Below are 17547 nucleotides of genomic sequence, written 5' to 3'. Positions count from 1 at the left end.
GCCGAACCTTAGCGCGTCAGACGCGGCTCGACAATGGGCAAGCGCCGCTTTAATCCAGTACTGGCTGGGCAAAAGCCTTGCGCACGCTGTCGTGGGAGAACTCGTTGGCGTGTTGTTCGACCCATTGCAGGGCCAGCGCCTGAATATCCTGCAAGTCGTCATGGGCCTCGTTCATACGGCAATAGCGTTCGATCTGGCACACCTGCTCGCCCATCCGGGCGCTGAACAACGTCTGCTCATCAGTGAACGCGATCCCCACCAGATAGCCCTTTTTGCGTCGCAGGCACCACGCCACGTAGCCCGGAAAACAGAGGTCGGCATTGAGCGTCGGCAGACGCACTTCAAGGGCGGTGCCGTGGCGCCAGGCGCGGTGATAATTGCAAGCGATCCCGCCGAGGCTGATAGTGTGCAGCTGTTGCCTGGAAATACACTCGGGCTTGAGCAAGGTTAATTCAACCGGCACTTCGTCCGGATGAGGAATGAAACGTCCCATGAGCACAGACTCCCTGTGTCGGCCATTTGACATTGTTTCCCCCAGTATAGTGGTCGAATCCGAGCTGACCGATTTCGACGCCGACCAGCGGCTGCTGGCGATGAGCGGTGTTTCGCTGGTGATTTTCACCAGTGTCGGCTGTTCCAGTTGCCGCTATGCCAGAGAAGTGTTGCCCGGGTTCGCGCTGGCGGTCGATCGCCTGTGCTGGATTGATGCCGGCAATAACGGTGGGCTGGTGGAGCGCTATCAGGTCTTTCATTTGCCGGCGCTGTTTGTGGTGCGCGACGGCGAGTTCTTTGGGGCATTGCACACGCGCCTGACCGCCGCTGCGCTGAACGCGGCAGTGGCGCAGGCGCTGGGTCGAATTGCAGAGGAGTTGCCATAGATGGTGGGAGCAGACAGCAAACCGGTGATCGGGATTATCGGCACCGGTGCAATTGGCGGGTTTTACGGTTTGATGCTGGCGCGGGCCGGTTTCGATGTGCACTTTTTACTGCGCAGTGAGTTTTCAGCGGTGGCCGAGCGTGGGTTGCAAGTGGACAGTGCCGTGCATGGCACGCTGACATTGAACCCGGTGCAAGCGTATGCCAAGGCCGAGGACATGCCGGCCTGCGACTGGTTGCTGGTCGGCGCCAAGACCACCAGCAGCGCCGGTCTGGCCCCGGCGATCATTGCCGCGGCCAGGCCCGGCGCGAAAGTGCTGGTGCTGCAGAACGGTCTGGACGTCGAAGACAGCTTGCGCGAGTGGCTGCCCGACTCCCTGCATTTGCTCGGCGGTCTGTGTCTGATCTGCGTGCATCGCGAAGGGCCGGGGCACATCACCCATCAGGCCTTGGGGGCGGTGAACGTCGGCTATCACAGCGGCCCGGCGACGGACGATGCGGCGCGCATGGCGCTCGTTGAAGAGGGCGCCAGTCTGTTCCGCGCCGCGGGCATCGATTCGCAGGCAATGGCCAATCTGCAACAGGCGCGCTGGCAGAAACTGGTGTGGAATATTCCCTACAACGGTCTCTCGGTGTTGCTCGGTGCTGGTACCACGCCGCTGATGGCCGACGCTGACAGTCGCGCGTTGATTCAGGCGCTGATGGCCGAAGTGGTGCAGGGCGCCAGGGCCTGTGGTCATGAAATACCGTCCGGTTACGCCGAATACCTGTTCACAATGACCGAGAAAATGCCCGACTACTGGCCGAGCATGTACCACGATTTTCTGCACAAACGGCCGCTGGAGCTGGAAGCGATTTACGCCCGGCCATTGGCCGCCGCCAAGGCGGCAGGATGTGAATTGCCACGAATCGAAGCGTTGTATCGCACGCTGGGTTTCATCGACCGACGCAACACCTGAGTCGGTTTTTTGCGGGAGTGGGGGAAGGCATGGCCAAGAACATCGATGACAAACTGGTGCTGGCGATTTCGTCTCGCGCCTTGTTCGACCTGAGCGAGAGTCACAAGGTCTACCTGTCGAGCGGCGTTGAAGCCTATCGGCAATATCAGATCGAACACGAAGACGAAATCCTCGCCCCCGGCGATGCGTTCCCGCTGGTGGAAAAACTCCTGAGCCTCAACAGCCGCCTCGACCGCGCCCGGGTCGAGGTGATTCTGGTTTCGCGCAACAGTGCCGATACCGGCCTGCGCGCGTTCAACTCGATTCATCACTACGGGCTGGACATTTCCCGGGCGGCCTTCGTCGGCGGACGCAGCCCGTATCCGTATCTCAAGGCCTTTGGCTGTGACCTGTTTCTGTCCACGCACGCCGAGGACGTGCGCGCCGCACTGGATGCCGGATTTGCTGCGGCGACAATTCTGTCTGGGGGCGCCAGCCGTGCCGCGAGTGATGAGTTGCGCATCGCCTTCGACGGTGACGCGGTGTTGTTCTCCGACGAGTCCGAGCGCGTTTATCAGTCCGGCGGGCTGGAGGCGTTCCAGGCCAAGGAACGCGAGTCGGCACGCGAGCCATTGCGCGGTGGGCCGTTCAAAGGATTTCTGGCGGCGCTCAATGCGCTGCAACGCGAGTTCCCGGAGGACGACTGCCCGATCCGTACGGCGCTGGTCACCGCGCGTTCGGCACCGGCCCATGAGCGGGTGATCCGCACCTTGCGCGAGTGGGATATCCGCCTCGACGAGTCGCTGTTCCTCGGCGGTCTGACCAAATCGGCATTCCTCGAAGCCTTTGCCGCCGACGTGTTTTTCGACGATCAGGCCGGACACTGCGAGCTCGCCCGTGAAGTGGTCGCCACCGGCCATGTGCCGCATGGCATCAGCAACGAAACGTCGATCTAAAGCCCCTGTGCTTCAAGACGTTGCGTCGCACGTCGTAGTCGCCAAGGCACTGCTAAGCTGAATCAAATCTCCGCCATGTTGGCACGCGAGGAGGTCATATGATTCGTTCGATGCTGTATGCCACTGACCTCGGTCTGTACGCACCGTTAGTGATGCAGCATGCCCTGGCACTGGCGCGGACATTCAATGCCGACTTGTACGTGGTGCATGCAGTGGAGCCCATGGGGCTGTTTGCCGAATCGGTGTTGCAGAGTTATCTCGACGAACAGGCATTGAACGAATTTCACCGTCGGGGTCTGAAAACTGTCATCGCCAGTATCGAGCAACGGGTGCTGGACAGTTTTCGCGAAGAACTGGGGGACGAGGGCGAGCAGGATCTGCAGCGGATTTGCGCGGTTCGGGTGGTGCAGGGCGATCCAGCGCAGGTGATTCTCGACCAGGTGCGGAAACTCTCTGTGGATTTGCTGATCGTAGGCACTCACAGTCACGGCGTAGGGGCGGAAACGCCTTTGGGGCGCACGGCGACCCGGGTTCTGCAATTGGCCAAGGTGCCGGTCTATCTGGTGCCGTTGATGGAGCGTCGGCGCCGGGGGGATCGCTGAAGCGGGAATAATGGCGTTTTGATAAAAAAGTTCTAGATTTATTCATCAAACCATTAATATAGTTATATACCGTCGCTGATGCCCGTGGCGTCTACCTGCTTTGAGGGATACATATGAAGCTTCAACAATTGCGCTACATCTGGGAAGTGGCGCACCACGACCTCAACGTTTCCGCTACCGCCCAAAGCCTTTACACCTCGCAACCGGGTATCAGTAAACAGATCCGCCTGCTGGAAGACGAACTTGGCGTTGAAGTGTTCGCTCGCAGCGGCAAACACCTGACCCGCGTCACCCCGGCCGGCGAGCGCATCATCACCACCGCTGGCGAAATCCTGCGCAAGGTCGAAAGCATCAAGCAGATCGCTCAGGAATTCTCCAACGAGAAGAAAGGCACCCTGTCGATCGCCACCACCCACACCCAGGCACGTTACGCATTGCCGCCGGTGATCAGCAATTTCATCAAGCAATACCCGGACGTGGCGCTGCACATGCACCAAGGGTCGCCGATGCAGATCGCCGAGATGGCCGCTGACGGCACCGTCGATTTCGCCATCGCCACCGAAGCGCTGGAGCTGTTCGGTGATCTGGTGATGATGCCGTGCTATCGCTGGAACCGTTGCGTGGTCGTGCCCCAGGGCCACCCGCTGACCAAGTTGCCGAAGCTGACCCTCGAAGCGCTGGCCGAATACCCGATCGTGACATACGTGTTCGGTTTCACTGGCCGATCGAAACTCGACGAAGCCTTCAGTCATCGTGGCCTGACGCCGAAAGTGGTGTTTACCGCCGCCGACGCCGACGTGATCAAAACCTACGTGCGTCTCGGCCTGGGTGTGGGCATCGTCGCCAAAATGGCGGTCGACACCAAGCTCGATAACGACCTGGTGGTGCTGGATGCCAGCGAACTGTTCGAGTCGAGCATCACCAAGATCGGTTTCCGTCGCGGTACTTTCCTGCGTGGTTTCATGTGCGACTTCATCGAGAAGTTCGCCCCGCACCTGACCCGCGAAGTGATGGCCAAAGCCATCCAGTGCCACAACAAACAGGAACTGGAAGAGCTGTTCGACGGCGTCGAATTGCCGGTCCACTAAGTCCCCGCCTCAAAGCACCTCGGTGACAGCGAACTGTTGCCGGGTGCCTGCCACTAGAATCTCCACTTCATCGCCCTCGAACTTGCCCAGCAGGCCTTTGCCCAGCGGCGAGCGTGGGCTGATGACGGTAATCGGCTGACTCACCACATCGACTTTCAGGCCCGCCGCATCCGGGGCCAGGAACAGCCATTGCTCGCGGCCCTTTTCATCTTCCAGGCCGAGCAGGGCGCCGATCTCGATGCCGCGATTTTCGTCGTAGGCGCGCAGCTTCAGGTTCTGGCATAGCGCCAGTGACTGGCGGATTTCCTCGACGCGTTTCGCCTGACCCGCCGCCAGATAGGAAGCCTCAAGTCCGAGGGTGTCGTACTTGTTCTCGGCGATGTTCTCTTCATGGGTCGCGGTTTCGTAAGCGGTCTGCGCGGCGCGCTCGGCGATGTCGAGGTCGACGCGCAGTTTGTCTAGGATCAGTTGGTGGACGGTGTGCTTGTTCATGATCAATCGCAGAATTGCAAAACGTTGGCGCGGCTCTTTTCGCTCGGCGCGGTCTGGTCCTGTTGCAGCCAGAACTGGCATTTCGGATTCGACTGGTTGCGACTGCTGCCGCGAGCCTGATCCAGACGTGCCTGCTGCTCGTTCTTGCGCAGGTTTTCTTCGTACTGCTCGAACAGCGGGCTCTGTGGCGGAATGTCCGGTTGTACCTGGACGGCCGCTGGCGGCTTGGCCAGTTGCTGCACGGCCTGGGCAACCGGCGCCAGTTGCTCGGTCAACACAAAACGCGAAATCAGCCAGCAGGTCAGGGCGATGGCCAGAAAGCCCAGCCACATGCCCAGGGCAATGCTGCCGGTCAGTTGCAGCGCGCTAAGCTGAACAGGCAACGGACGACGCGGGTTGGGACGATAGGGCATGGCTGCCTCCTGGCGGATGATTGCGGGCAAGTGGCGATTGTCGCACGAAGATTAATCGCCGTCGGCTCTTCTGCGCGAGGTCATTTATGCGGACAATCAGCGCTTTTGCCAACGGGAGTCTTTGCATGCCGGTACCGAAAACCCGCTGGGATATTTTTTGCACCGTGGTCGACAATTATGGCGACATCGGCGTGACCTGGCGTCTGGCCCGGCAACTGGTGGCCGAACATGGACTGGCAGTGCGCTTGTGGGTTGATGACCTGCGCGCCTTCGAGCGTATCTGCCCCGAGATCGACATCCACCTTGCGCAGCAATCGCAGCAGGGCGTTCAGGTATGGCACTGGCCGAGCGACTGGCCGCAGACGGAGGCAGCGGACGTGGTGATCGCCGCGTTTGCTTGTCAGTTGCCAGCTGCCTATATGGACGCCATGGCCGAGCGGCAACAGCCGCCGCTGTGGATGAACCTCGATTACCTCAGCGCTGAAGACTGGGTCACCGGTTGTCACGGTTTGCCGTCGGTGAAGTACAAGTCGGTACAGAAATTCTTTTTCTTTCCCGGATTTCAGCCGGGGACGGGCGGCTTGCTGCGTGAAAGCGGTCTGCTTGAGCGGCGTCGGCAATTTCAGCAGGATGCAGTTGCGCAGCGACAATTCCTGCAAAACCTGGGCGTCGATCGAGCAGCGGACGCACAGCTGATCTCGTTGTTTGCCTATGAAAATGCCGGGCTGGCCAGTTGGCTGGATGTATTGGCGGCCGATAGCACGCCGACCCATCTGCTGGTGCCGGAAGGGCGGATCCTCGGTGACGTTGCGCGCTGGCTCGGGGTCGACGCGTTGGCTGTCGGCGATCTGAACGTGCGTCAGGCGCTGACGGTGCAGGTGCTGCCGTTCGTTCGTCAGGATCAATACGATCAGTTGATGTGGTGCTGCGATTTCAACGCAGTGCGCGGAGAAGACTCGTTCGTCCGTGCACAGTGGGCCGGGCGACCGATGCTCTGGCACATCTATCAGCAGGATGAAGACATCCACCTCGACAAGCTCGATGCCTTTCTCGCGCTCTACACCAAAGGGCTTTCCCCGGCTGCTGCCGAGGCGACGAGCGGTCTGTGGCGGGCCTGGAGTGCCGGGCAACCGATCGGCGAGCACTGGCTCAAGGCCCGTAAACACTGGCCAGAACTGCAGGAAAACGCCGAGGCGTGGTGTCTGGAACAAGGCTTGCAGGCGGATCTTGCCACGGCGCTGGTACAGTTTTACCTAAATTGGATATGATACGCGGCCTAGATTTTTGTAAATCCCATCCAAATTCGGATATTCGCAATGAAAACTGGTAAAGAACTCAAACCCGGTACCGTGATCCGTATCGACAACGATCCTTGGCTGGTTCAGAAAGCTGAATTCACCAAGTCGGGCCGTAACAGCGCGATCATGAAGACCAAGCTGAAGAACCTGCTGACCGGTTACAAGACCGAAACCGTTTACGGTGCGGACGACAAGCTGGACGACGTGATCCTGGATCGTAAAGAAGCCACCCTGTCTTTCATCAGCGGTGACACCTACACGTTCATGGACACCACTGACTACACCATGTACGAGCTGAACGCCGAAGACATCGAAAGCGTTCTGCCTTTCGTTGAAGAAGGCATGACCGACGTTTGCGAAGCCGTGTTCTTCGAAGAGCGTCTGGTGTCCGTAGAGCTGCCGACCACTATCGTGCGTCAGGTTGACTACACCGAAGGTTCCGCTCGCGGTGACACTTCCGGCAAGGTGATGAAGCCTGCAAAACTGAAGAACGGTACCGAGCTGTCGGTGGCTGACTTCATCGAAATCGGCGACATGATCGAGATCGATACCCGCGAAGGCGGTTCCTACAAAGGCCGTGCCAAATAAGCACTGCTTTTCGCGGAAAGAAAAAGCCCGACCATTGCGTCGGGCTTTTTTGTACCTGATGAATTACTTCTTCAGGTGCTGTTTCAGTTCTTCCGAAGCCTGCAGCATCGCCGAACGCACTGCCGGTACCTGGCTGACCACATTGAGCAATCCGTAGTCGTGGATCATGCCGTTGTAGCGCACTGAGGTCACCGGCACGCCGGCTTCGTCGAGTTTACGGGCGTAGGCTTCGCCTTCGTCACGCAGCACGTCGGCCCCGGCGGTCTGGACCAGTGCAGGCGGCAGATCTTTCAATTGCGCGGTCGTGGCCCGCAGCGGCGAGGCGTAGATCTCGTTGCGCTGGTTGGCGTCGGTGGTGTAGTTGTCCCAGAACCACTTCATCATGTTGCGGGTGAGGAAGTGCCCCTCGGCATACTGGTTATACGAACCGGTGTCGAAATTGGCATCGGTTACCGGCCACAGCAGCACCTGGAATTTGATCGCCGGGGTGCCTTTGTCTTTGGCCATCAAGGCGACGACTGCGGCCATGTTGCCACCGACGCTGTTGCCCGCCACCGCCAGACGCTTGCCGTCGACGTTGATCTCTTTGCCGTGTTCGGCCACCCATTTGGTCGCGGCGTAAGCCTGGTTGATCGCTACCGGGTAATGCGCTTCCGGCGAAGGGGTGTAATTGACGAACACCGCCGCCGCCCCCGAACCGGCCACCAGATCCCGCACCAGACGTTCGTGGGTCGGGAAGTCCCCCAACACCCAGCCGCCGCCGTGGAAGAACATGAACACCGGAAGCTCGCCCTTGACCCCGGCCGGCCGGACGATGGTCAGGCTCAACGGTTGGCCATCGACCTGAATAGTCTTCTCGCTGACGTCCGCTTTGGGCAGCGTCAGTTTGACCCCGGACTGCGCGCCTGTCAGCACGGCGCGGGCATCCTTGGGTGTCAGCTGTTCCATCGGTTTGCCAGTGCCTGCATTCAGTACATCGAGGAACGCCTGGGTGTTGTGTTCAACCTCCCCGGCAAATGCGCTCTGGATGGACAGGGCGAGAAGGGTACCGGTCAAGACTTTGCTGAAAGTGTTCATGTTCATTTCCTGTACGGGCCAGAGTGTCAGTGATTACACGGTGACGTGCAGACGCACATCGACGTTGCCGCGAGTGGCGTTGGAGTACGGGCAGACCTGGTGGGCAGCTTCGACCAGGCTTTGTGCGTCAGCCTGCTCCAGGCCCGGCAGATTAATGTGCAGGTCGATGTCCAGACCGAAACCGCCAGGAATCTGGCCGATACCGACGTGGGCGGTGATCGAGGCGTCGTCCGGGATTTTGCGTTTGGTCTGACTGGCAACGAATTTCAGCGCGCCGATGAAGCAGGCCGAGTAGCCGGCAGCGAACAGTTGCTCAGGGTTGGTGGCCGCGCCGCCGGCACCGCCGAGTTCTTTCGGGGTGGCGAGTTTGACGTCAAGGACGTTGTCGCTGGAGATCGCACGACCATCACGGCCGCCAGTGGAGGTTGCGATTGCGGTGTAGAGCGTTTGCATGGTGTGAGCCTCTTCAAGTGTGATTGTTGTGCTAATTGTTTGCGCGCTAACTAGGTGCGAAGTAAATGTACTTCGCTAATATTTGGCGCGCAAGATAAATTTTTGAAGAAAGCGTGGATCGGCACTTGGATTGGGCAGTGTCGTGATCTCAAGCGTTTGATATGGAAGGTTTTTTTAACGTGAAACGAGAGGAAAAATTTTTCGGGAGATAGGCGGGGGGACGGTGCGATTCGCCTGCAGGCGCAAGGCTGCGCCCACAGGGAAGGGGAGTCTTAAGCGAGGCTGTCCTGCAAATGACCACGCAATGCCTGCAATTCAGCTTGCAGATTTTGCAGGCGCTCCAGCGTGAAGCCACTGGCCCCCAGGATGCATTGAGGCACGGTTCGGGCCTTGTCTTTCAAGGCGCGTCCCTGTGCAGTCAGTTCAACGATCACCACGCGTTCATCCTCACGGCTGCGGGTTCTGCTGAGCAAACCTTCACCTTCCAGCCGCTTGAGTAGCGGGGTCAGCGAGCCCGGATCGGTCAGCAGGCGCGTGCTGATTTCTCCGACGGTCAAACCGTCCTTCTCCCACAGCACCATCATCGCCAGGTATTGCGGATACGTCAGGCCAAGCGCTTGCAACAGCGGCTTGTAGACCTTGGTCATCATCAGCGAAGTGGAATGCAGGGCGAAGCAGGCCTGATTGTCGAGCAGCAGGTCTTCGCAGTGGTCGGTGGTGTCGCGGTCGGTGGTCATGTCAGTGCCTTGAACGGTGATGCAGATGAATCTAGCGCTCGAATCTTTAATGCGCCAGACAATTGTGCCTGGTGGCGGATCGGTCAGTGCCGGCCCAGTTCACGTTGCAGCGCCAGATCCCACGGCGGCACGGGGCTGAAACGGGTCTTGAGGTATTCCAGCAGCAGGCGGCTGCGGGAGCTGGCCTGTTGTTCCAGCCGCAGCGCATAGATGCCGGTGCTCTCCGGTTTTGGCAGGCCGTTTTCACAGAACAGCGGCAGCAACTCGCCACGTAACAGGTATTCGCTGGCCAGCCAGGTGGGTAGATGCGCGATCCCGAGTCCCGCAAGCGCTCCGCAAACCAACGCCTCAGCGTTGTTGGCGCTCATGCGCACCCGCGCCGGGCGGTGCAATTGCATCTGCCCGTTTTGCTCGAAACGCCAGGCGAAGGGCGGGGCGAGGCCGTCCCAATCGAGGCCGTCATGCTCGCTCAATTGTGCGGGTTCGCTCGGCACGCCCCGGCGCTTGAGATAGTCGGGGCTGGCGCAGGCGATGCGCACCATGCTCGCCAACGGAGTGGCCACCAGCCGGGTGTCGGCCATCTGCCCGGCACGCAATACCAGGTCGACCTTGCCCAGGTTTGAACCGTCCATGTCGACGAAGCTATCGATCAGATGCAGTTGCACATCCAGCCCCGGATACAGCACCAGAAAATCGGCAATCACCGGCGCGAGATGTCGGCGCCCGAACGCCGCTGGCGCATCCACCCGAATCAGCCCCTCCGGCGCGCTGCTCAGAGACACCGCTTCAGCCCGCGCCAATTGCAGCTCGGCAACGATTCGCCGCGCCCGTTCGGCAAACGCCAGCCCGGCCGGCGTGGCGCGCACCGCATGAGTGCTGCGGATAAACAACTGGCTGCCGACCGCGCTTTCCAGGCTGTCAATGCGTCGGGCGACGGCGGATGGCGTCAGCGGATGTCGACGCGAAGCCGCAGAAAAGCTCCCGCTCTCCAGCACATCGAGAAACAGCCCAAGTTGTTCGGTCAATTGATTGGGATTCATGAACCAGCTCAGTACCTATGCGGTTTTGGCACAGCCATTGTGCGTTGCTGTGCGTTTCCCCGCCAGTCACGACTGCGTAGGATGGATCGCCTGACGGATGAGGACATCGCTGTGATCGAGTTTTTGCTGTACCTGCTGTTTGGCGCCGCCTTGGGGACATTGGGCGGAATATTCGGTATTGGTGGCGGGCTGATCGCCATTCCGCTGCTGGGCGTGTGGTTCGGCCTCGATCAACAGATCGCCCAAGGCACGGCGCTGGTGATGGTCGTGCCGAACGTGATGCTGGCGCTGTGGCGTTATCACCAGCGTAACCGCATCGAACTGCGCCACGCGCTGCCGCTGGCGATCATGGGTTTTTGCTTTGCGTGGATCGGTTCGATCTGGGCGGTGGGCATTGATGCGCAAACCATGCGTATCGGTTTTGTCGCTTTCCTCGTGGTGCTCTCGGCGTACAACCTGCTGAAGATGTTCGGCAAAAAGCCGGCAGTGAGCTCAGAGATGCGTTATTCATGGCCATGGCTGGGTGTGCTTGGCGCGGCGTCCGGAACCATGGGCGGTCTGTTCGGTGTCGGCGGGGCCGTGGTGGCGACGCCGGTCCTCACCAGTCTGTTCGGTACTAGCCAGGTGGTTGCTCAAGGCCTGTCGCTGGCACTGGCGCTGCCCAGCACCGGCGTGACCCTGGTGACCTATGCGGTGCATCACGAGGTCGACTGGATGATCGGCCTGCCCCTGGCCATCGGCGGTCTGGCGAGCATCAGTTGGGGTGTGAAAGTCGCTCACGCCATGCCGGAAAAACTGCTGCGCGGGCTGTTCTGCGGTTTCCTGGTGCTGTGTGCGGTGATGCTCGCGTTTAAAGTTTGAAGCCTTCGACGATGTGCTCGGCCAGGCATTCGGTGATCGGCGACGGGTTGTTCAGGTTGCGGATCAGCATGATGCTGGCCTCGGGCAGCAGCGGCAGGTCTTCGTTGGCACCGAGAATGCGCATGTCCGGAGTGATCAGGCTTTCCAGTTGCGCGGTGATCGCCAGACCCGCGCTCACCACCGCCATCAGTGCCGACAGGCTGGTGCTGTTGTAGGCGATGCGGTAATCGCGGCCCATCGCGTCGAGCGCATTGCAGGCCCACAAGCGGCAGAAACAATCACTGTTGAACATCGCCAGCGGCAGCGGCGTCTGCTCGTGCGCGCTGAAGTTTTGCGCCTCGGCCCAGACAAAACGCTCCTTGCGCAGCAACTGGCCGATCTCGTTGCCCGGCTCGCGGGTGACGATTGACAAGTCCAGATCGGTGCGCTGCAACAGCTGTTTGCTGGACTCACAATGCACTTCGATCTGGATCAACGGGTAGAACTGCGCGAACCGCGACAGGATCCCCGGCAGAAACCGCATCACGTAATCGTCCGGCGTACCGATGCGCACAGTGCCGACCATGTGCGGCTCGCGCAGGGTGTTGAACACTTCGCTGTGTAATTTCAGGATGCGCCGCGCATAACCCAACAACACCTGGCCTTCGGCGGTCAGGCGTACCTGGCGGCCGTCGCGCTCGAACAGCTGACGCTGCAACACGTCTTCTTCCAGACGTTTCATCTGCATGCTCACCGCCGATTGCGTGCGGTTGACCATTTCGCCGGCGCGGGTAAAACCGCCCTGATCGGCAATCGCGACGAAGGTGCGCAGGACATCGGTATCGATACTGGGGTAGGCCGACAATTAATGAATCTCCGTGATGAATGCCATCAGAAACATTCGTTGGATTGATCTTAGCGCCAGCGCGAGACTTGAGCCATCCACAAGGAGGGCAACACGATGAAAGGTCAAAGAGAGTATGTAGACGACACAAAATTTTCCGGCCACGGCCATATCGTTTCCGATCTGCTGCACAGGTTCAGCCGCTGGTACGAACTGCACCGTGAGCGCGAGTTGCTCGCCAGTCTGAGCGATGAAGCGCTGAAGGACATCGGGGTCAGTCGGGCCGACGTCGAACACGAGGCGATTCGGCCGTTCTGGGACGATCCGATGCATAAATGATCGGCGCCTTACTACACAAACCACTTTCAGGTGAGGTAGGTTGCGAGCAGACAAGGAGATGCTCATGCCCGCGACTCTGGCCTTTTCTCTCAAACAGGCGCGACGTCTGGCGCTGGCCGCCCAAGGATTCAACGGGCGCCAGCCGCCAACCGTCAAGGCGCCGCAACTTAACCGGCTGATCGAACGGCTGGGCCTGCTGCAGATCGACTCCGTCAACGCCGTGGTGCGCTCGCACTACCTGCCGCTGTTTTCCCGTTTGGGTTCCTATTCCGCTGATTTGCTCGATCAGGCCGCCTGGAGTTCGGGACGACGTCGCACGTTGTTCGAGTACTGGGGCCATGAGGCATCGTTGTTGCCATTGGCCATGTATCCGTTGATGGGTTGGCGCATGCAGCGGGCGAGGAATGGCAGAGACATTTATCAGCAACTGGCAAAGTTTGGTCTGGAGCAGCAGAGCGTTGTGCGCCGGGTCTTGAGTGCGGTCGAGGAGCGCGGTGCATTGGGTGCCGGCAGTCTGTCGACCCGCGAGGACAAGGCCGGGCAGTGGTGGGACTGGAGCGCGGAAAAGCATGCGCTGGAGTGGCTGTTTGCCGCGGGTGAAGTGACCGTGGCCGGTCGTCGCGGTTTTGAGCGTTTGTATGATTTGCCGGAGCGGGTCATTCCCTCCTCGATTTTGCAACAAGCGTTACCTGACGAGGCGCAAGCGCAGCGTGGTTTGTTGCTGCACGCGGCGCAGGCGCTCGGCGTCGGCACGGAAAAGGATCTGCGGGATTATTTCCGCTTGAATCCGTCTGATGCGCGACCGCGTCTGGCGGAACTGGTCGAGGACGGGCATTTGCAGACCTGTGAAGTCACCGGTTGGCGACAGATCGCCTACTGCCTGCCGGAACCGAAGGTGCCGCGCAAAGTGGTTGCCAGTGCACTGTTGTCGCCGTTCGATTCGTTGATCTGGGAACGCAGTCGCACCGAGCGGCTGTTTGATTTCCGCTATCGGTTGGAGATCTACACGCCGCAGGACAAGCGCGTTTACGGCTATTACGTGCTGCCTTTCCTGCACAACGAACGGATTGCCGCGCGGGTCGATCTGCGCGCCGAACGAGCGTCGGGGCGCCTGGCGGTGCACGCGGTGCACGAGGAAGCGCCGGGGCTGGATGAAGAGGGCATGCTGGCGCTGGCGTTGAATCTGCGGCAGATGGCCGATTGGCTGAGGCTTGCGCGGGTGCAGCTTAATTGTCAGCGCGAGAGTGCGGCGCGGTTGCGGGTGGCGTTGGCGCAAATTGAGGGTGCCTGAACCGACCTCATCGCCAGCAGGCTGGCTCCCACAGAGATCTTTGACCCCTGTAGGAGCTGCCGAAGGCTGCGATCTTTTGATTTTTTAAATCAAGATCAAAAGATCGCAGCCTTCAGCAGCTCCTACAGGGATAGAGGTCAATCCATGCCTGCTGGCGATGGGGCGACTCGGTCTAGCGGCGGACCTGTTTCAGGGTTTCCGCAATCAAAAACGCCAGTTCCAGCGACTGATCGGCATTCATCCGCGGATCGCAGTGGGTGTGATAGCGATCCGACAACCCGTCTTCCGTGATCGGCCGCGCGCCACCAATGCACTCGGTGACATTCTGCCCGGTCATCTCGATATGAATCCCGCCGGCATAAGTGCTTTCGGCTTCGTGCACCTGGAAGAACTGTTTCACCTCACCCAGGATCTGCGCGAAGTCGCGGGTCTTGTAGCCGCTGCTGGCCTTGATCGTGTTGCCGTGCATCGGGTCGGAGCTCCACAACACCTGCTTGCCTTCACGCTGTACCGCGCGGATCAGCGCCGGCAGGTGGTCGCCGACCTTGTTCGCGCCCATCCGCGCAATCAGGTTCAGGCGGCCGGGATCGTTGTCCGGGTTGAGCACGTCGATCAGGCGGATCAGGTCGTCCGGGTTCATGCTCGGGCCGACTTTGACGCCAATCGGGTTGTTCACCCCGCGCAGGAATTCGACGTGAGCACCGTCGAGCTGACGAGTACGGTCACCGATCCACAGCATGTGCGCCGAGCAATCGTAGTAATCGTTGGTCAGGCTGTCGCGACGCACGAACGCTTCTTCGTAGTTCAGCAACAGTGCCTCGTGAGCGGTGAAGAAACTGGTTTCGCGCAGTTGCGGCGAGCTGTCCATGCCGCAGGCGCGCATGAATGCGAGGGTCTCATCGATGCGGTCGGCGAGGTGGCTGTATTTCTCGGCCAGTGCCGAGTTGGCGATGAAATCCAGGTTCCACTTATGCACCTGATGCAGGTCGGCAAAGCCGCCCTGGGCGAAGGCGCGCAACAGGTTCAAGGTGGCGGTGGACTGGTGATAGGACTGCAGCAGGCGCTCCGGATCCGGCACGCGGCTCTTTTCGTCAAAACCGATGCCGTTGACGATGTCGCCACGGTAGGCGGGCAGGGTCACGCCGTTGAGGGTTTCGTCGTTGGCAGAGCGCGGCTTGGCGAACTGACCGGCCATGCGCCCGACCTTGACCACCGGGCAACCGGCGGCGAAGGTCATGACGATCGCCATTTGCAGCAACACTTTGAAGGTGTCGCGAATCTTCGCTGCCGAGAACTCGGCAAAGCTTTCCGCGCAATCGCCGCCCTGCAACAGGAACGCCCGGCCCTGAGTCACTTCGGCAAACTGGCGGCGCAGCTCGCGCGCTTCACCGGCAAACACCAGCGGCGGATAGCTGGCCAGGGCCTGCTCGACCTGGCGCAGATGCGCGGCGTCGGGGTATTGGGGTTGTTGCTGGATCGGCAGGGCGCGCCAGCTGTCAGGACTCCAGGGTTGGCTCATCACGGTCTCTAATGGGTTCTACGCACGGGAAGGCCATGGTAGCAGCAATTAGTGCGTGACCTGCTCCCGCCCCATCACCGACAATCGCCGCTTTGCCACGGCGCCGGAGCGGTGCCATCGCGTCACCGCGCCCGGTGGCCATCAGGAGACGAAATGACTGAGGAGCGCGTCGAGCTGTTGCTCGCCGAGGTACAGGATGAATTCGGCGTGATTCGCGTGCTGGAAGTGGCCGATTACCGCTTTCTGGAATTCGGCGATGCCATCGAGCAGAGCTGCGTGTTCACCGCCGATCCGAGCTGGCTCGAATACGACTACACCCGGGCGATGCTGATTGGCGCGTTGTGCCATGAACAACCGGAGAGCGCACTGTTTCTTGGCCTCGGTGCCGGTACGCTGACCCAGGCCTGCCTCAAGTTCCTGCCGCTGGAAGATGTCGAAGCCATCGAACTGCGCCCGGACGTGCCGCGCCTGGCCATCGAATACCTGGGGCTGGATGACGATCCGCGTTTGTACATTCGGGTCGGCGATGCGCTGGAGTTGCTGCCGACGGCCGAGCCTGCGGATCTGATCTTTGTCGACCTGTACACCGATGTCGGCCCGGGTGTCGGGCATCTGGCCTGGAGTTTTCTCGGCGACTGTCAGAAGCGTTTGAATCCGGGCGGCTGGCTGGTGATCAATCAGTGGGCCACCGATGATGGCAAACCGCTGGGCGCCGCGTTGCTGCGTGGGCTCTACCACCGGCATTACTGGGAACTGCCGGTGAAGGAGGGCAATGTGATTCTGATTGTGCCGGCGGATCTCGATCAGGAGCTGGACATGCAGGCGCTGACCGCCCGCGCTGAAGCGCTGGCGCCGCGGTTGGGGTATTCGTTGCAGTCGTTGATCAACAGTATTCGCCCTGCCACCTGAGTGGCGACTCGGTCAACTGTAGGAGCTGCCGAAGGCTGCGATCTTTTTAGAAACAAGATCAAAGATCGCAGCCTTCGGCAGCTCCTGCAGGGGGGAGTTCATCAGATCCCTTTGAAGATGCCTGGCCGCCGCTCAACCAGCGAGCTGATGCCTTCCTTGGCATCCTCACTCCCCAGCAACTTCTTCACCAGTGCCGGCAACCCCTGCGCCGCCGCCGTCTCACCTTCATACCGTGCCTGCCGCGCCGACATCAGCGTCGCCTGCACCCCCAGCGGTGCCTGCCGGGCAATCCGCTCGGCCAGTTCGATCGCGCGGGGCAGCAGGTCCTCACTGGCCATTACTTCCTGTACCAAACCCAGGCGCAATGCATCATGCGCATCGAACTCATCGCCGGTCAGCAGCCAGCGCATCGCGTTGCCCCAGCCGGCCACCTGATGAAAACGCAAGGTCGCGCCACCAAAAGGAAAAATCCCTCGCTGCACTTCCATTTGTGCGAAGCGGGTATTGCTCGCGCACAGGTTGATGTCAGCGGCCAGCATCAACTCGATACCGATGGTCAGGCAGTAGCCCTGCGCGGCGACAATTACCGGTTTGCTCACGCGCGGCCCGACGAAAACGCCCCACGGGTCGCAACCGCCGGTCGGAACCTGCCAGCCTTCGGCGAGGGCGGCGCTGGCGTTGAGCAGATCCAGACCGGCGGTAAAGTGCTCGCCATGCCCGAACACCACGGCCACTCGCGCGTCACTGTCGGCCTCGAACTCGCCGTAGGCCAGGCTCAGGTCATTGAGCAGATCGAGGTCGAAGGCATTGCGTTTGGCGGCCCGGTCAAGGCCGATCAAGTGGATATGACCTCGACGTTCACGGCTGACGCGGCCGGGGCAGGGCTGACTCATGGGTAGATCCTCGGGCGGGAAGGGCCGGTGCAGCGACGGTATGCCGCACATCGATGAATCGTTTAAGCGTCATCACCCGCAAGGCCGGGCCTTTGCAAAATAGACCTTCGCACGATTATCCGCAAAACCCCGTTACACAGCGGTGACACCGCGATTCAGCTGATAAAAAAAGCTCCCTTTTTGGGCAAATTCCGGTATAGTGCGCGCCGGCCTTTAACCGGGCCGCGTTTAGGTAGCGCAATTCCCCGAAGTCAGCTTCGGCTGCACGTCCGCACTGCGGGCTCTTCCTTGACGATTCTTTTTCATTCATACGTTTTCGCAAATCCCCGCCGACAAAGCTGCCAGGGCGACTCT

At 60.5% G+C, this 17547-nt stretch carries 21 protein-coding genes; 11 read left to right on the top strand and 10 right to left on the bottom strand.

Features of this window, described 5'->3' with window-relative positions; translation table 11 throughout:
- Nucleotides 1-49: 49 nt before the first annotated feature.
- The gene (locus GTQ41_RS18690) at nucleotides 50-493 is read right to left on the bottom strand and encodes a PilZ domain-containing protein (RefSeq protein WP_041069521.1); all 444 of its coding nucleotides are present in this window, start codon (nucleotides 491-493) and stop codon (nucleotides 50-52) included.
- Between GTQ41_RS18690 and GTQ41_RS18685 the strand changes: the two genes are divergently transcribed.
- The 5 genes from GTQ41_RS18685 (at nucleotide 492) to cysB (ending at nucleotide 4460) form a co-directional block, all read left to right on the top strand.
- Nucleotides 492-878, top strand: a complete 387-nt coding sequence (locus GTQ41_RS18685) for a co-chaperone YbbN (RefSeq protein ID WP_047295481.1) — start codon at nucleotides 492-494, stop codon at nucleotides 876-878. The two genes, GTQ41_RS18690 and GTQ41_RS18685, sit on opposite strands and share 2 nt — an antisense overlap.
- The gene (locus tag GTQ41_RS18680; protein WP_047295479.1) at nucleotides 879-1835 is read left to right on the top strand and encodes a putative 2-dehydropantoate 2-reductase; all 957 of its coding nucleotides are present in this window, start codon (nucleotides 879-881) and stop codon (nucleotides 1833-1835) included.
- A gap of 29 nt (nucleotides 1836-1864) precedes the next feature.
- Entirely contained in the window at nucleotides 1865-2770 is a 906-nt protein-coding gene (locus GTQ41_RS18675) for a 5'-nucleotidase (protein ID WP_047295477.1), read from the top strand.
- Between the two features lie 98 nt (nucleotides 2771-2868).
- Nucleotides 2869-3372 carry a universal stress protein gene (locus GTQ41_RS18670; protein ID WP_047295475.1) on the top strand — a complete coding sequence of 168 codons (504 nt, stop codon included), beginning with the start codon at nucleotides 2869-2871 and terminating at the stop codon, nucleotides 3370-3372.
- 113 nt (nucleotides 3373-3485) lie between these two features.
- Entirely contained in the window at nucleotides 3486-4460 is a 975-nt protein-coding gene (gene cysB / locus GTQ41_RS18665; RefSeq protein ID WP_007908591.1) for an HTH-type transcriptional regulator CysB, read from the top strand.
- A 9-nt stretch (nucleotides 4461-4469) separates the two neighbouring features.
- Here the strand turns inward: cysB and GTQ41_RS18660 are convergent, their stop codons facing one another.
- Entirely contained in the window at nucleotides 4470-4952 is a 483-nt protein-coding gene (locus GTQ41_RS18660; RefSeq protein ID WP_047295472.1) for a GreA/GreB family elongation factor, read from the bottom strand.
- A 2-nt stretch (nucleotides 4953-4954) separates the two neighbouring features.
- On the bottom strand, nucleotides 4955-5365 hold the full coding sequence (locus GTQ41_RS18655; protein ID WP_041069540.1) for a hypothetical protein: 411 nt from the start codon (nucleotides 5363-5365) through the stop codon (nucleotides 4955-4957).
- A gap of 125 nt (nucleotides 5366-5490) precedes the next feature.
- Here GTQ41_RS18655 and earP point away from each other — a divergent pair, with 125 nt between their 5' ends.
- Nucleotides 5491-6633, top strand: coding sequence for an elongation factor P maturation arginine rhamnosyltransferase EarP (earP, locus tag GTQ41_RS18650; protein ID WP_047295471.1), 1143 nt, complete (start codon nucleotides 5491-5493; stop codon nucleotides 6631-6633).
- 48 nt (nucleotides 6634-6681) lie between these two features.
- Complete coding sequence (locus tag GTQ41_RS18645) at nucleotides 6682-7251, top strand: elongation factor P (RefSeq protein ID WP_003226785.1); 570 nt, start codon at nucleotides 6682-6684, stop codon at nucleotides 7249-7251.
- Between the two features lie 63 nt (nucleotides 7252-7314).
- Here the strand turns inward: GTQ41_RS18645 and GTQ41_RS18640 are convergent, their stop codons facing one another.
- The 4 genes from GTQ41_RS18640 to GTQ41_RS18625 form a co-directional block, all read right to left on the bottom strand.
- A complete protein-coding gene (locus GTQ41_RS18640; RefSeq protein WP_047295468.1) occupies nucleotides 7315-8328 on the bottom strand; it encodes an alpha/beta hydrolase in 1014 nt (337 codons plus the stop codon).
- Nucleotides 8329-8361: 33 nt separating this feature from the next.
- A complete protein-coding gene (locus GTQ41_RS18635; RefSeq protein WP_047295466.1) occupies nucleotides 8362-8781 on the bottom strand; it encodes an organic hydroperoxide resistance protein in 420 nt (139 codons plus the stop codon).
- A gap of 272 nt (nucleotides 8782-9053) precedes the next feature.
- A complete protein-coding gene (locus tag GTQ41_RS18630; protein WP_047295464.1) occupies nucleotides 9054-9518 on the bottom strand; it encodes a MarR family winged helix-turn-helix transcriptional regulator in 465 nt (154 codons plus the stop codon).
- Nucleotides 9519-9601: 83 nt separating this feature from the next.
- Complete coding sequence (locus GTQ41_RS18625; protein WP_039770458.1) at nucleotides 9602-10558, bottom strand: LysR family transcriptional regulator; 957 nt, start codon at nucleotides 10556-10558, stop codon at nucleotides 9602-9604.
- A 111-nt stretch (nucleotides 10559-10669) separates the two neighbouring features.
- On the opposite strand from GTQ41_RS18625, the gene GTQ41_RS18620 reads away from it, so the two are divergent.
- Nucleotides 10670-11419, top strand: a complete 750-nt coding sequence (locus tag GTQ41_RS18620; RefSeq protein ID WP_179295022.1) for a sulfite exporter TauE/SafE family protein — start codon at nucleotides 10670-10672, stop codon at nucleotides 11417-11419.
- Here the strand turns inward: GTQ41_RS18620 and GTQ41_RS18615 are convergent.
- Entirely contained in the window at nucleotides 11409-12263 is an 855-nt protein-coding gene (locus GTQ41_RS18615; RefSeq protein WP_047295460.1) for a LysR substrate-binding domain-containing protein, read from the bottom strand. The two genes, GTQ41_RS18620 and GTQ41_RS18615, sit on opposite strands and share 11 nt — an antisense overlap.
- Before the next feature lie 96 nt (nucleotides 12264-12359).
- On the opposite strand from GTQ41_RS18615, the gene GTQ41_RS18610 reads away from it, so the two are divergent.
- The gene (locus GTQ41_RS18610) at nucleotides 12360-12581 is read left to right on the top strand and encodes a DUF1127 domain-containing protein (protein WP_047295457.1); all 222 of its coding nucleotides are present in this window, start codon (nucleotides 12360-12362) and stop codon (nucleotides 12579-12581) included.
- Between the two features lie 64 nt (nucleotides 12582-12645).
- A complete protein-coding gene (locus GTQ41_RS18605) occupies nucleotides 12646-13872 on the top strand; it encodes a winged helix-turn-helix domain-containing protein (RefSeq protein ID WP_047295455.1) in 1227 nt (408 codons plus the stop codon).
- A gap of 172 nt (nucleotides 13873-14044) precedes the next feature.
- Here the strand turns inward: GTQ41_RS18605 and GTQ41_RS18600 are convergent, their stop codons facing one another.
- Entirely contained in the window at nucleotides 14045-15391 is a 1347-nt protein-coding gene (locus GTQ41_RS18600; protein ID WP_217325337.1) for a class II 3-deoxy-7-phosphoheptulonate synthase, read from the bottom strand.
- Between the two features lie 153 nt (nucleotides 15392-15544).
- Here GTQ41_RS18600 and GTQ41_RS18595 point away from each other — a divergent pair, with 153 nt between their 5' ends.
- Nucleotides 15545-16300, top strand: coding sequence for a spermidine synthase (locus GTQ41_RS18595; RefSeq protein WP_041069570.1), 756 nt, complete (start codon nucleotides 15545-15547; stop codon nucleotides 16298-16300).
- 101 nt (nucleotides 16301-16401) lie between these two features.
- Here the strand turns inward: GTQ41_RS18595 and GTQ41_RS18590 are convergent, their stop codons facing one another.
- Entirely contained in the window at nucleotides 16402-17193 is a 792-nt protein-coding gene (locus GTQ41_RS18590) for a crotonase/enoyl-CoA hydratase family protein (RefSeq protein ID WP_047295450.1), read from the bottom strand.
- Between the last annotated feature and the right edge of the window lie 354 nt (nucleotides 17194-17547).

Origin of the sequence: Pseudomonas sp. AN-B15, from assembly GCF_019056475.1 — a bacterium.
GTDB lineage: Bacteria > Pseudomonadota > Gammaproteobacteria > Pseudomonadales > Pseudomonadaceae > Aquipseudomonas > Aquipseudomonas parakoreensis.
The sequence above is the reverse complement of the archived record's forward strand: the minus strand, read 5'-3'. Positions and strand labels throughout refer to the sequence as shown.